The sequence below is a fragment of the Nonlabens sp. Ci31 genome (genome assembly GCF_012974865.1).
In the GTDB taxonomy this organism is placed as follows: Bacteria; Bacteroidota; Bacteroidia; order Flavobacteriales; family Flavobacteriaceae; genus Nonlabens.
Genome location: NZ_CP043633.1, coordinates 3258801 through 3274517, shown reverse-complemented (window position 1 = coordinate 3274517; position 15717 = coordinate 3258801). Strand labels below are relative to the sequence as shown.

Annotated in this window: 10 protein-coding genes; 2 read left to right on the top strand and 8 right to left on the bottom strand. The window is 35.1% G+C overall.

The window, feature by feature from the left end; all coding sequences use genetic code 11:
• Positions 1-2: 2 nt before the first annotated feature.
• From F0365_RS14455 to F0365_RS16690, 8 genes are all read right to left on the bottom strand, one after another.
• Positions 3-1049, bottom strand: coding sequence for a flavin monoamine oxidase family protein (locus F0365_RS14455; RefSeq protein ID WP_169934344.1), 1047 nt, complete (start codon positions 1047-1049; stop codon positions 3-5).
• A gap of 304 nt (positions 1050-1353) precedes the next feature.
• The gene (locus F0365_RS14450; protein ID WP_169934343.1) at positions 1354-2043 is read right to left on the bottom strand and encodes an SDR family NAD(P)-dependent oxidoreductase; all 690 of its coding nucleotides are present in this window, start codon (positions 2041-2043) and stop codon (positions 1354-1356) included.
• 584 nt (positions 2044-2627) lie between these two features.
• Entirely contained in the window at positions 2628-3014 is a 387-nt protein-coding gene (locus F0365_RS14445; RefSeq protein WP_169934342.1) for a response regulator, read from the bottom strand.
• A gap of 9 nt (positions 3015-3023) precedes the next feature.
• Entirely contained in the window at positions 3024-4037 is a 1014-nt protein-coding gene (locus tag F0365_RS14440; RefSeq protein ID WP_169934341.1) for a response regulator, read from the bottom strand.
• A 1-nt stretch (position 4038) separates the two neighbouring features.
• A complete protein-coding gene (locus F0365_RS14435) occupies positions 4039-4479 on the bottom strand; it encodes a response regulator (protein ID WP_169934340.1) in 441 nt (146 codons plus the stop codon).
• Positions 4472-9430, bottom strand: a complete 4959-nt coding sequence (locus F0365_RS14430; protein ID WP_262889045.1) for a PAS domain S-box protein — start codon at positions 9428-9430, stop codon at positions 4472-4474. The genes F0365_RS14435 and F0365_RS14430 overlap by 8 nt, the downstream gene beginning before the upstream one ends.
• Positions 9431-9699: 269 nt before the next feature.
• Positions 9700-11088 (bottom strand): sensor histidine kinase, encoded by a 1389-nt coding sequence (locus F0365_RS14425; protein ID WP_169934338.1) that lies wholly within the window; start codon positions 11086-11088, stop codon positions 9700-9702.
• 408 nt (positions 11089-11496) lie between these two features.
• Positions 11497-11619, bottom strand: a complete 123-nt coding sequence (locus tag F0365_RS16690; protein WP_262889013.1) for a hypothetical protein — start codon at positions 11617-11619, stop codon at positions 11497-11499.
• A gap of 195 nt (positions 11620-11814) precedes the next feature.
• On the opposite strand from F0365_RS16690, the gene F0365_RS14420 reads away from it, so the two are divergent.
• Positions 11815-13299: a proton-conducting transporter membrane subunit gene (locus F0365_RS14420; RefSeq protein ID WP_169934337.1), complete on the top strand. Its 1485-nt coding sequence runs from the start codon at positions 11815-11817 to the stop codon at positions 13297-13299.
• The gene (locus tag F0365_RS14415; RefSeq protein ID WP_169934336.1) at positions 13299-15662 is read left to right on the top strand and encodes a DUF2309 domain-containing protein; all 2364 of its coding nucleotides are present in this window, start codon (positions 13299-13301) and stop codon (positions 15660-15662) included. Before F0365_RS14420 ends, F0365_RS14415 begins: the two co-directional genes overlap by 1 nt.
• The last annotated feature ends 55 nt before the right edge of the window (positions 15663-15717 follow it).

Here is a 15717-nt window from a genome sequence, read left to right as displayed (position 1 = left end):
ACTTAGAGCTGTGTATTTATGATTTTTTGAGCAACTACATGAGCTGCATATACTGCTCCATCCATATACCCGGGGAATTCTGCAGCTGACTCTGAACTGGAAATAAACAATTTATCATCAAAATAGGAGTTGCTAAAAATTAGGTTTCCATTATTTTGATGTGGATAAAGAAACTCATCAGATGGTTGAAAGGTGTTTTCTTCTTCGCTCCACACACATTCGTTGTAATCAATAAACTCTTCCGCCTGATTTCCAAAAACATCTTTTAGCTGCTTGATCACGCTCCTACGTCTATCAGCATAAGATAAGTTTTTAAAAGATGAATTTATAAATCCGCAGAGGGCGTATTTAGTTCTTTGATGATTGCAGTGGTCATATAATTCGGTAATGGGTCCTGTAGGACTGTAAAAAGTTCCAGAGAGGTTTTCTCCTTCCCAAAATGGTAGACTATAGGTCAGAGCAATTTTAATGGAATCCTCCATCCACGTATGAGTTTGCTGTGCAATATCTATCAATTGTTGAGGTAAAGCAGGCTCAAAAACGATTCTTTTAGACCACAATTTTGGAGGAATGGCCATAATAACTTTATGAACTTCAAAAACCTCATTTGTAATCACTTGAACAGTATTCTCATAGCATTTTATACTCTTTACAGATTGATTCAGCAAGATATCCTTACTATCTAGCTTTTGCAGTAAGCTTTCTATTAGGTGGGAGGTACCGCCAGCGATTCTATGGCTAGGCTGTTGACTAGGGATTTTAATAGATTGTATGGGTGAAGTATTGGAGGATTGAAATAAAACACTACTGTCCGTATGCTGGTCAAAATAATTCAGCTCTAATTCGTTTAACAGCGCTATCAAGTGTTTATGTTGATTGGTGAACCATGTAGCTCCCATTTCAACAGGTGTATTACTAATTCCATAGACCGTGTTGATTCTTCCACCAACTCTTTCTCTCGCTTCTAAAATTTTAAACGGAATGCCTTCTTTTTTTAGAAAATACCCTGTTAAAAGGCCAGATAAGCCAGCTCCAATTATTAGCATCATTATTTTAAATTATTTTTTTTATATTTATTAAGTAATTGGTTGTTTTCAAACTATAATGGAGCAGTAGGGGATAAACTGCTTATTTGTAAAAATATTAACCAAATAAAGGAAAAAATAGAGAATATATTAGAAAACCCTATGGTAGCTTAGATTGCACAATGAATCAAGTTCGTTATTTTTTCTTGGGTACGGAGATTGTTTCTATATTTTACACTTCAACTTTAACCCTCATTTTTACTGTATTTTAATTTGCAGTAGAACATATAATTCATTTGCCTCAATGAGAAGACAGAATTATTTAAGGTCAATTCTCTATTGCAGAGAAAAACTGACCATTTGGTCCGTCATCATCAATTAAAAGAGGTGCTAAGGCACCAGGGAGCACTGCTTCCACTGGGTTATCAGCATGTTCACCACCTAGATCTGTCCTCAACCAGCTTGGATCCATATAATTTATTCGTACAGGTGTATTCTTTACTGCAGCAGCTATATCTTGGGACAATTTGTCAACGGCCCATTTTGATGCACCATAAGGAGCTAGTTGGGGCTGGTCCATTATTCGAGAAGTGGTGTTTACCACTCGTCCAAAATTATTTTCTATCATTAAAGGGACAAATGCACTACAAAGTTTATACATGGCAACAACATTCACTTTGTAGGTTTCTAACCAGTCCTCTGTTGTATGAGACCATATATCCTCCCGATAATCTCTCATTATTCCCGCGTTGTTGTATAATATGTCAATTGGTATTTGTAGCGTTCTAACTTGGTCTATCAAATCACTAATTTGATTTTCATCAGATAGATCGCCATAAACACTATAAGTATTTACTGAATAGGCTTTTAACAGTTCCAACGTTTCTTTATTATTTTCTTCTTTCCTTCCGTGTACGATAACATGACATCCTAGTTGGGCAAGTCCCAATGCAATTTGTTGGCCTACTCCTCGACTAGATCCTGTTATGAGCGCATTTTTCCCTTTTAATTCTATCATTTTATCTTTAATAAATGTTTTAACTATTTACGATGCATTAGTATCCTTAAGTTCAAATAGCCGTGTTCGTCTAATTTTGCCATTATACTTTTTTTGATCACTCTTTTAATTTCTTATGAAGTTGGCAAATTTATCTAAGGTATTTACAATGTTCTCTAATTTAAAATAAAAACCTATTTTTTCTACTTTTCTTATGTTAAAAAAGGTCAAAATAAAAACAAATTTTATCGCTATTGAGTGTCTAATAACCTTATTGAAAATAGCTCTGTATAAAGTAAAATTGTAAGTATCGGTTAAAAAAGGAGAAGTGCAAAAAGCAGTCGGAATTTCCTACCCTCCTACACCTATTTTATATAGGTTTGCTTTTTTAAGGGGTTTTTGAATAACATCTATCACATAAGAATTTTTTTGCTGGGTTAATGTCGATTAGATTCATAAAGGATGACAGGATCGTATAAAAACTATGCTCCAACCAGTAGAGCAAGACATTCTTTAGATTAGGAACAGCTATTTCTACACAGGATCCATAGGTCATAAGCGGACTGTATTAACAGGTAGTTGATTTGATGAGACTTGTAAAAAGTCTAATTCAAGTTTATGATGGTGCCAATATCTTCTTTACTTAATGGTTTATGCAAGAATCTCTTGATAAAGCTATATTGTCGGGCCTTTAAAATATCGCTTTCATCGGTAGATGAAGAAACTATATAAATAAAAAGTTGAGGCAAGTTGTAGAAATGACATTTCTCAATCTGATCCAAAAAACCCCAGCCGTCTAGAACTGGCATGTTGATATCCAATATTACGATGGTTGTATGATTTGAATTCTTTATTTTTTCCAATTTTTCTAAACCTATTTTCCCATTCTCAGATTGATCAACAATCAAAGAGCAGTCTATAATCTCAGCCATTTTCGAAATAATTATTCGTTGAATGGGATCATCATCTATAATAAAAAGTTCTTTTTTCATTTGCGAAGTCTATTTATGATCAAAACGATTTGTTTCATCAACTATTTTTTTTACGATTTCATCCATTTCATTGGTTGAATTTTTTAACTGCTTTAACCAAAATGAAAGTTCATCAAAGTTTTCGGGTTCCTCTTCAATTAAGTTTATAATCCCTAATATTCTGGATAATGGGGCACGTACCACGTGAGATTGGGTCCATGCAATCTCCTTTAATGTAGCATTCTGAAATTCAATGGTATCGATGCGTTTCAAGGTCTCTGATACATCATTGGATTGCACAATCAGCCGGTTGCCTGAATGGGTTTTAATTTCCTGAAAATAGACATCTACTTTGATTTCAGTACCATCACTAAGTAGGTGTGTGAAGTGTTCATCATTAACATCGCGCTCCTTTGAAAGGAACTTGTTTTTGATACGCTGTTTTTCCTCTACCGTATGTAATTGTGTAAACGACATATTTAAAAAATCGTCAATAGAGATCCCATAGGTCGTTTGTGCCGCAATATTTGCATTGAGTACTTTTAAAGACTGAGCCTCTAAGAGCCACGTAGGTTGCGGACTAAAGTTAAAAAGGTTCTCGTAATTGTCCTTTTCAGCTTCAATTTGATGAATAAACTCGCTTCTTTTTAAGGCAAAAACAATGGTTTTATGGAGAACGATTGGGTTGATTTCATCTTTAATAAGATAGTCATATGCCCCAATTTGAAGACTTTGCTTAGCCAATTTAAGATCGGAATATCCAGTTAGAACAATAGTGGGTATATGAAAATTATGGTCTGATAATTTTTTTATCAAATTAACACCTTGCATGTCTGGCAAGTGCAAATCTAACAATATGACAGCAACTTCTTTCTCCCTACTTTTAAGGTATTTTATGGAGCTTTCATAATTGGTCTTATGTATGATGTTTATTTGTTTGAACTTCTCAAGTAAATAATCTTCGATCAAAATAAAATCCCCTTGATTGTCCTCAATAACGAGAACAGTCAACTTTTCTATATAGTTTTCCAATTGTCTGATCATGTTACTTTGCTAATGAAGTGAGTTGCAACCAAAATTGCTCAATTTTCAGTATCGCATCTAGAAATTCAACCATATTAAGAGGTTTTTGCACATAGCTATTGCAGTAGTTTTCATAAGCTTTATTGATATCCATTTGATTAGACGAGGTCGTCAGCATAATTACAGGGATTTTTTTGAGCTTAGAATCGGCTTTAATTTGCTGTAAGACTTCATGTCCATTAAATATAGGCATGTTGATGTCTAATAAAATGAGATCAGGAGTTTTTACATCTTTAAACGCCCCTTTTTTAAAAACAAAATCAAGAGCTTCCTTGCCGTTTCTCGCAACGCTCAATTCTATTTTTAATTTACACTCTTCAAAAGCTTCCATCGTGAGTAGAACATCCCCTTCGTTATCTTCTACGAGCAAAATGTGAGCGAGTTTGTTTTTTTGATTATTCATAATCAGTTGATTTAGGAATTGTAAAGTAAAAAATAGATCCTTTTCCGGGTTCAGATTCTAGCCAAAGTTTCCCTTTTAAAATCTCTACGTGTTTTTTAGCCACAGCAAGTCCAATTCCTGTACCGGCATAGGTTTCATTGTTATGCAGTCTTTGAAAAATAACAAATATTTTATCATGGAATTGAGGTTCTATACCAATTCCATTGTCTTTAATAGCAAATTCCCATCCCTTTTCATTTTCTGTTGCATCTACTTCAATAATAGGATTGATACTGTCTTCTGAGTACTTGAGCGCATTGTCTAATAAACAGTGGAATATTTGTGTAATAGCTGCTCTGTAAGTAATTAAGATAGGTAAAGTGTTAGATTTAAATGCCGCATTTTTCTCTGAAATAAGTTTTCTCCTAAGTTGTTTAAATTCAGAAAGAACCTGATTTACATCTACTGTTTCTGTTCCTTCGGTAAGTTTGCTTGCTCTTGAATAATCTAACAGATCAAGTATAATCTGCTTCATCCTTTTGGCTCCGTCAGTAGCAAAATAAATGTACTGGTTTCCTTTATCATCAAGTTGGTCTCCATATTTTCGCTTCAATAAATCCATAAAGCTAGAAATCATTCTTAAGGGCTCTTGTAAATCATGAGAGGCTACAAAAGCAAATTGTTCTAATTCATCATTGGAGCGTTTCAATTCGAGCGTTTGTTGTTGAAGGTCCTTATTGAGTTCGCTTAATTGAACTGTCATGCGTTTTTGGTCTGAAATATCAGACATAGCACCTATCATGCGCAACGCAATTCCTTCCTTATTTCTCATGATCAAACCTCTGTCTTTTACATAGAGTATTTCTCCTTTTTCATTAATTACTCTGTATTGCAATTCCCATCTATTGCAGGTAGGGTCATTTATAGCTTTGTGAACACTGTAATGAACTTTATCAAGGTCTTCTGGATGAAAGTTGTCTTGCCAGAAGCTGGTAATAGGAGATGATTTGGAAGATTCTTTTCCAAAAAACCGTTCCACAACTTTATGGCGTTTGTTAGTATTTTTTACGAGATCCCAATCCCAAATGGAATCATTGGTTGCATCTATTACTTTTTCAAAGCGTTCATTGGCATCAAGGATCTTTTTCTCTGCTTTTTTCCTCTCGGTAGTATCCCTGATAAATGCACAGAAAAACTCTTCTCCTCCTTGTTTTATCGGTAGTATTGTTAATTCAATGGGAAACTCCTCACCATTTTGCCTGATAGCTGATAACTCCAGTAAGACATTGAGGGCTTTACCTTCGCCTGTTTTAAGATAATGCTTCAACCCCTGCACATGGTATTTGCGTAACGGTAAGGGTATAATCATTTCAGATAGTAGTTTTCCAATTACTTCTGCTTCTTTCCATCCAAAAATAACTTCAGCCTGCTGATTCCAGAAAGTGATCCTTTCATTCGTATCGATAGAAATAATTGCATCTAGCGCACCGTTCAAGATAAGCTTTCTTTTTTCCTCACTGTCTCTAATAGCTAACTCCGCTTTTTTCCGTTCGTTAATATCTTGAAAACTACCATAAATTTTAGTGCGCTTGTTATTTACGACTTCGCTTTTACCAATGGCACGGCTCCATCGTTCATTTCCTTTAGCGGTAACTAGTAATATTTCTTCATCAAACTCAACACCATCACTAATTAAAACCTCTAGTACTTTCTGTATTCGCTCTTTACTTTCCCCTATATGGAATTCTATAGCTCCGGTTAAGGTTGGTTTGTAGTTATCATCCAGTTCCAATATGTCAAATAACATAGGAGACCAGTACATATGATTGTCATCTTGGTTTGTTAAATCCATTTCCCAACTGCCTATACGTGCAATTTTCGCAGTCTGTGCGAGCAACTCCTCGTTTTTGGCCTCTTGTGTTACGTCAAGTATAATGGAGTCAAATAAAATGGTGCCGTCTGCCAAAAAAGCAGGGGTTCCACTTCCTAAATGGGTTCGAAGTTCGCCAGAGGGCATCACATATTTGAAGCGACACGTCCACTTTGTTTTGAATTCGACAGAATCTGTTATACTTTTTTGAACTTTTTCAAATTCTCCTCCAGCTTTTATATTATCCCATACCAACTGATTGTTTTGAAGAACTTCTTGAGAAGAAAAACCCCAGGTTTTTTTTGAACCTTGGGTTACGAAATTCAAAGCATCAGTACCGTCAGGATATATTAAATATTGAAATACTACGCCTGGAATATTATCCGCTAAGGATTTCAGTCTGATTTCGGCTGCTTTAAGGTCGTCAATATCCTGAGTACTGCCATAAATACGTAAGCACTTACCGTCCACAACTTCCGCATTTCCAATGACGCGCACCCACAAATCTTTCTTTTTGGAAGTGATTATAACTGCTTCAATATCAAAAGGCTCACCAGTGGATATACATTTTTCAACGTTCAATTTTACTAAAGGCTGGAAATCCTTACGATAAAAGTTGATACTACTTTCTAAACTTGGAACAAACGACTCTGGGTCTGTTTCATGCAATTTATGAACTTCATTGGTCCAAAAAGTATGTTGATTTAATATGTCAAATTCCCAACTACCAATTTTCCCCAGCCTACCGGCTTGACGGTTCAACTCTCTTAATTTTTTTTCTTCCGTAATGTTCTTAGCAACTGAATACACAGTGGCATATTCGGGCACCGAAATAGCTGTCCAGCTTAACCATACCATGTCTCCTTTTTTTGTGATATAACGGTTTTCAAAATTTCGGAGCGCTTCACCGTTATACAGATTCTGTTGCTTTTTACTAGTGGTCAACCTATCCTGCTCATGCATAAAAGAAAGGATAGGTTTGGAGCGTATTTCTTCTAAAGAATAGCCTAGTAATTCTAAGCCAGCTGGATTCATACGTTTAAAATAGCCATCAAAGCCTGACAGACAAATCATATCAGGGGTAAACTCAAAAATTTGAGCAAGTTCGATTTCTATTTTCTTTCGACTTAGTTCCGTACCAATAATGGACTCTAATTTTTTAAATAGCCCTGAATATGGAGCTAAAGTAGATTTGGCTTTTCCCGTACCTATCAAGAGTACTCCTACAATTTCATTATTGTGCTTTAAAGGCATTCCCAACATGGATTTTATTCCTGCTTTTTTAGCCGCTGCTTTTCTTTTAAAGAATTTCCATTCTTTATCAGTATCTTCCCAAATCTCCGTCGTTTGGTTTTTCCAGACATGGCCTGGAATTGCCTTTCCTAATTCAAAGGAATCTAAATCCTTAGCTGTGTTATAAAATAGACTTCCTACGTTTCCTATAAAATAATTTGCTGCACGATTGATCGTTTTTCCATCTATAGCAGGCAACCAGAGTTCAGCGAACTCAAATTCTCCAAACTTAGTGATGTGTTCACAAAGATCTTTTAGACAACTGCTTAGGTCTTTATCATCAGATTGATTGAAAATCTCGTTTATTTCGTTAACAAGATCTCTTTCCTGTTCTTTGACCTTTTGGCCTGTCACATCTCGTTCTATGGCAATCCAATGAGTGTAATAGCCTTTTTCATTGGCTACTGGAGTAATCGCAAAATTGATCCAGAATTCTTCACCACTTTTCTTGTAGTTGATGGTGGTCATTTCATAAGGCTTCCAATTTTTAAGTGCCTGACGTAGTTTAGCCAATTCTTCTTTATTAGAATTAGGTCCTTGAAGTATTCTAGGCGTTTTACCAATGACTTCCTCCGCTTCATAACCAGTCATTTTAGTAAACGCTTCATTGACATAAATGATCCTAGGGCCTGGTTCGTCAAAAGGTTCGGCCTCTGTAATCAAAACAGCATCTTTGGTGTGTGTAATAACACTTTCAAGGAGCTTTAGTTGCTGTTTTTCTTCTACTCTATCTGTAATATCCCTAGAGTTCGCTACAATACCGTTAACAACGGGATTGTCTAACATATTTGTCATTACCGTCTCCAACCATCTCCATTCGTTTATATGATTTTTGAATCGATAGGGAGCTAAAACCACTCGGTTTTTTGTGGTTAATTTTTGTAAACCCTTTAAAGCTTGATCTGCATCTACTGGATGAATAAATTCAAATGCAGATTTACCTATAAATTCTTCTTTAGGGATTCCAAGTATAGAAATACAGGTAGGACTTCCATAAATATAGTTACCCTTTGCATCAAGTATAGCGATCATGTCAGCACCCTCTTGAACCAGCGCTTTAAAACGTTGCTCGCTTAGGTAAGCCTTTTCTTCTTGCTTAATTAAGTCTTTACCATCTTTGGCTACGCAATACAGTAGTTTAGTAGTATTATCCCATCGTGCTGACCATAAATTGAATGCAATACGGCCATCCTTTTTTTTATAACGATTAGCGAAAGATTTAATTTCGTCACCTCTAAAAATAGCTTCAGTGATTTTACTAGTTTTTGTTTTATCCTCTTCTAAAATTAAATCTATATAAGATGTACCTACCAACTCTTCTGGAAGATAGCCCCAAAGGTTTATAGCACAGGCACTCACGAAAACAAATTTCCCCTGTTCGTTTACAATACAAAAAACATCTAAAGAAGCATCCATTAATTGGCTTGCATGACCTCTTTTTTCTACAATCTTTGTGACATCTTTAGAATGACAAGACACCGCAAAAATCTTAGTGTCATCTCCAGTTAGTGGTTCAAAGGTAATTTGACTGTAATGAATTTCATTGAATTTTTCATTGTAGAAATGTTCTTCTATTTCAAAAAATTCTCCTTCAATCGCTCTATTATAGTAGGCAGTCCACTTTTTTACATCCTCTTTTCCAAAATGCTCGACAAATGCAGACTCATTTAGTTTCTTTTCTATACCGGTCGCTTCTCTCATAAAGTTCAGGTATGATGTATTTGCGTAAATCAATTGAAAGTCTATATCAACCATCCAAAAAAGATCTTTGCTTTGATTCAGATATTTTTCGGTCAACTGAGCTTGCATAAAAAATTTATTTCGTTGTAATTTAAAAAATAATAATCGTTTCAAAAGTGTTATTTGAATCAGAAGACCAAATTTTATCAAAAACATGGAATTCAAGCTATAAGTGTTTATTTTGATTTTGATTTAAAACAATAAAGCACAATGCTTTATGTAAATCGGGAAGGAATTTAAATAATAAATTATTAGACTATCTATAAATGGTATTTAGTTTATTTATTGGCTAAAATCTGATAATTGGAAACCAATTATTGTAAGTTGATAGATACTCTTTAGGAAGATTTTAGCAAAGGAAGGTTAAATTTAAACACACTTCCTTTTCCTAGTTCACTTTCCACCCAAATTTCCCCATTGTGTTTATCCACAAACTCCTTACAAATCAATAAACCTAAACCAGATCCTATTTCATTTGCTGTTCCTAGAGTAGTCGTCGTGGCGCTATTTTGAAACAATTGATCTCGAATGTCTTCCTGCACCCCCATTCCATTATCTGAAATATTAATTTCAATTAAGTCTGGTTTTTGAATGGCGCATACATCAATCTTACCATTGGTATAGGTAAATTTTATGCTGTTAGCGATCAAGTTGCGTAAAATTGTTTTCAACATGTTTTCATCAGCATACACATTGGTTTGAATAGAGCTATCATAATTTAATGATATGCTTTTAGCCTCGGCATTAGTATGCAGTGTTTCAAATACCTCCAAAACTATAGGTTGTAAACCTAATGAAGTCGGGGTAAAACTCATTTGACCTGTTTGTGATTTTGTCCAGTTTAATAGATTATCAAGCAAAACAAGTGTGCTTTTTGCTGTGGTATTTATCATGGTTGCCAGGCTTTCAGATTCTTCTAGATCCTTATTTTCTGTGCTGTACTTTAATAAGTCTGTGAGTCCTATAATGCTATTAAAGGGACTTCTTAAATCATGTGATATAATGGAAAACAACTTGTTCTTGGTTAGATTCAGTTCTTCAAGTTGAAGTTGATCCTTTTTGATCTTTATATTTTTTTCACGTATTGTTTTTTGATCTATTTCATTTAAAAGCATTATAAATCCTATACTGCTGGCAATAATGACAAATACGGTAATGATAAGAAACCAATCATTGATTATCGAACCCTCCATAAAATCATAGGAGTGTTTTATTTGGGATATTCGAAAAGCACGAACCAGCTGAAAAATGGAATAGATGAAAAGCACACCACATAAAAGCAGGGAGAATTTGTACTTATTTTTATTATGATAAAGATAAAAGGAACCGATTCCATAAAAAACAGAACAGGAAATGATGCGTATCACACTCAGTGCTATTTGGTTTTCTTCAACAAACAAAATAGAGCAGTAAAATAGTAACCCTATAATACAGAAGGTCCAGATCAGTTTTTTTCGAACTTTACCATCAAAGGAGACCAGTGCAAAGGATGTCAATGCAAAACTTAAAATCGTAATAAAATTATTGAAACGAACTACATACAATAGAGGCAGACTATCTTTAATACTGTAGATAAAAATCACAATGGTTTGAAACATGATGCCTAAGGCAAATATCAATAAAAACCACTTTTTGTGATGGTAAAAATATTGATAGGCAAATAAGGTGATGATAAATAAATTATTTAGAGCCAAAAAAAACAATATAGAAGGGTAATCTAAGGTCATATAGAATGGACTTTTCTGTATTCTTTTACTATCGAAAAAACTTTTTTCAATTTATTGTCATTTACTTCAAATCTATACCTTAATTAACAATTCCTTTAACTTTTGGATAAAAAATTAAACAGGCTTTACGTTAGCGCTTTTATGGATAACCTTTAAATTATAAATTTTAGTGAGGTTAAAATTCTAATAATACAACCTTGTGTGTTTTCAATGAATTCTTAGAAACAGTTTAGCGAGCATCAGAATTAATGTAGATTATAAATAGGTTTCTGTTTAGATCAAAAATATTTCAGAAATGTAAAGCACTAACTTTTAAGAAATGTATAAACAGGATTCACTAGTTCATCCTTTAGAAGTAGCAATCGGTTCGTATTTCTGTTTTCCTTAAGGGTTTTGTTTTGACGTGCTTTAGAAGGAGTAGTTTGCTGGTCTCGCTTTCGCGAAAGCGAGACCAGCAACAAATAAAAAATAATTGCGCAATAAATCTATGCCTTCCACCCATGTCTGGAAAACAAAACAGAACAACTGCATCCTAAACTTATTTTAATTCCATAAGATGTTAAAATAGGCTTGATTCAAAAAACAACTCCTTACTAAGCCGTTATTTTTCTTGAGCTTAACACATAAATATAAGTTATACATATCATAGAAACAATAAATAAAAATTAATGGATAAATTATATGAAATTTGCCTGGAGTTTATAAAACAGCAATTAAAAATGAATCATGGCTTTTAAAGGAAATTTACGTACTGGTTTTGCTCACGCAAATGAAAAAAATCCAGAGGAGAACTCTTCTCCAACTCTTTCACGAACATTAAGTGTTTTATTATGGGTGTCATTTGTTTTAAACATTTTGACACTTTCTTTTTTTTACCCAAATATCCCAGAAGTAGCTATTGGGGACTTATTTAAAATAAATGGATTTACCATTTTGATCTGGTCTACCGTAACATTTTTCAGTGCCTTGATCAGCACCTATTCTACTAATTACTTGAAAGGCTTTAGGTATCAAAACAGGTTTATGATACTGTGTTTTGGGTTTACACTTGCAGTAATGCTCTTTGTCATTTCGAACCATATTCTTTTTGTAATAGGCAGCTGGTTGTTCATGGGATTTTTAATGTCTCAATTGATAGGGGTTGATAAAGATTGGGGAGAAGCTAGAGAAGCCTCCAAATTTACACAGCGTTATTTTTTATCAGGGACTTTTTTCTTAGCAGTGGGCTTGTTATTACTCGCCTTTCAATTGGACACTTTTTTGGTAAGTGAATTTATTTCTCAAATAGATACAGCGCCTTATTATATCTTATTCATTGCAGCACTTTGTATCATTACCGCTGCAATTATACAATCGGCCATATATCCTTTTCACCGTTGGTTGCTCTCGGCTATGACATCGCCTACACCGGCATCTGCATTAATGCATGCAGGTTTTGTAAATGGGTCTGGAATATTACTGGCTATTTTTGCATCGCTCATCTTTGCTTCCAATACACAAGATGTATTGCTCATAATAGGAGGTTTAACGGCAATAATAGCACAGTTTACAAAGCTTATTCAAGTAAATGTAAAACAGAAACTAGCTTGTTCTACTATTGCCCAAATGGGTTTTATGATCATGCAATGCGGGTTAGGTTTTTATAATGCAGCAGTAGTTCACTTGATACTTCACGGCTTTTACAAAGCATATTTATTTTTATCCTCAGGAGAAGAAATACAACATGCTGCTCCCAAAAGTACCGAGCAAATTCGTATCAAGCCATTACAGGCTTTACTTGTTTTAATTTATGGTATACTAGCGGCTATTCTCTTTTCTTTGATTACAGGTAAAGGAACAGCCTTAGACAGTGGTATCTTTTTAATCCTCATAGTAGCAATTACGGTAGGACAAGTAACCTATAATATAGTAAAAGAAAAGAGTCTATCCACAGGGCAAAAATTAATCGTGCCGCCTGTTATTTTCTTACTGGGTATAGGAGCTTATGGATTGATGTACAATGTGGTTACTGTCCTTATGGGATCTATGCCTAACGTAGCTGAGGCATTGCCACTTTCTGCACTTCAAATCATTTTTGGGATGGTCTTTTTAATAGGATTCTTTATTATGAAACTCGGTATTTATAGACAAATACCTTGGTTGTATGTGAAGCTTATGAACGTATCCCAACCTTATAAAAAAACAGTATTAATGTATAAATCTAACTCGTAATGATAGAAGCAGACATTTTAAATAATATAGAGAAAGCGGCAAAAGTAATTGGTAAGACTTGGCCATTGTACTCTTTTGTAACTTCTAATCCGCTTTCTGGATATGAAAACTCCCACTTTACTGAAGCGGTATGGACAGCAAAGCATTATCTAAAGGCAAGTGTTTTTCCTAAAGCAGCACTTTTTCAACAAGCCTTGCACACTGGAGAAATAGATAGAGAGGTACTCGGTCATTTATTAAAAGAAAATAAATTTACCGAAACTCCAGAATTCTATTTAAGTCAAATGGAAAATGAAAACTTAGAGGAGCTGAATGTACATCATGACTTAGATCGAATGATGGCCAAATGGTTAGCAGCTTTTATGGATGAAGGAATAGCCGAGTGGCAAATGCCTGGAAAAGAAGAGGGCTTTTACAACGCCTGGCGAAAACTAGCAAAATACGATAAAGACTTTAAGATCAAACGCAGTTCTGACATTCCTAAATCAAGTAAAGAGGCTTTGATGGAAGTTTTAAAGGAATATCCCGCAGCTCAGCATCAAGAGATCTTTACGCAACATCTAGCAGCTTTACCAGGATGGACGGGTTATATCAATTATAGGACAGAAGCAGCTTCGGGCTGGCAAAAAGAATTCCCAATAAGTTTGGAGCAGTATTTAGCAGTTCGATTATGGATCGCTAACAACCAAAAAATCTCTTTGGTTCAAAAAACAAATTTGACTGCTTCAAAAAAAGACGCTCAACTCAAATATATATGGTTGAAAGCCTGGGAGCAAAGCTGGCAACACCAAATGCTTGAAACTATAAATAATGCACCTAAATCAGAAGCGGTAACTACAGTGCCAGATGCGCAATTGGTATTTTGTATTGATACCAGGTCTGAACTTATAAGAAGGCATGTAGAAGCCCAAGGGGATTATGAAACTTTTGGTTATGCAGGCTTTTTCGGAATTGCTATGGATTATACAAATCTAGAGGATGACATCACCAGAAAATCTTGTCCTCCGATTTTAGGTTCTGCCTATCAGGTTACAGAAACAGCAGCGGCAGGTCAGAAGGAAAATATGGCGGCCTTTAAAAAGAAAAATGAGGTTTCAAAATTTAAAGAATATTTCTTGAAACGAATGAAAAATATGTTGCCATCGACCTTTGGTTTTGTGGAAGGTGCTGGTTTATTCTACGGGTTTTCATTGTTAGGGCGCACCCTATCTTCTGGCTTCCTGTATAGATTTAAGAATAAAAAGAACACTTCTTTTGAACACCTAGCAGAACCACAAATAAATTGTACGAGCGCAACTCAAGAAAATGAAGGGATTCCATTAGAAGATAAAGTAGGAATTGTAAAATCGGCTTTTGATTTAACAGGGTGGACCCAATTTGCACCCTTAGTAGTTTTTGCCGGTCATGGAAGTCATACGGCAAATAATCCTTTTGCATCAAGTTTGGATTGTGGCGCATGTGCTGCAAGTCCAGGAAGGCATAATGCGCGTATGTTAGCTCAACTGGCCAATTTGAAAGAAGTAAGAGCTGTTTTATCTACCAAGTATCAATTGGTCATTCCTGATGAAACTGTATTTATAGGAGCAGAGCACAATACAACAACAGACGAAATAGAGATTTTTGATGCAGCCGTTCCAGCTTCTCATCAAGAAAAACTAAACCAGTTAAAAGAAGGTTTAAAGAAAGCACAACAAACCGCCACAAAAGATAGGTTAGGAGTGGAAGATGCTGTGGCAACAGCAGAGCGAAAAGCAAATGATTGGGGCGAAACAAGACCAGAATGGGGACTTGCAAAAAACGCTGGATTTATAGTTGCGCCAAGAGCTTTAACAAAGAATACCAACCTGAATAGCAGGTGTTTTTTACACTCTTATGATTGGGAGCAAGACCTAACTGGACAGGCTTTAGAAGGTATTATGCAGGGGCCGATGGTGGTTACTCAATGGATTAATAACCATTATTACTTTGCGACTGTAGATAATAAAACATTCGGCGGGGGTTCTAAAATAACCCATAATGTTACTGGAAAATTTGGTGTGGTACAAGGCAATGGAGGTGATTTAAAAATGGGCTTACCATTACAGTCGGTAAGTGAAACCGATTCAAAAATGTACCATCAGCCACTTCGCTTGTCGGTGCTTATTAACGCACCATTACCCATAATCATAGATATTTTATCTAGAAATGAACATCTCCAATCCTTATTAGACCAAGAGTGGATTTATTTAATGGTTATGGACCCTAGAGATGATAACCGTATCAAAATCTATCAAAAAGGAATGCAATGGAAATTGTCTTCAGATAATACATCAGGCCACAACAAAGTGAAAAAGAAACATACAGCAGTTTTAGAAACTATTTAGTATTGTTTGAAACATCATTCCATACAAAAGATAGGCGATAGGCCTATCTTTTGTT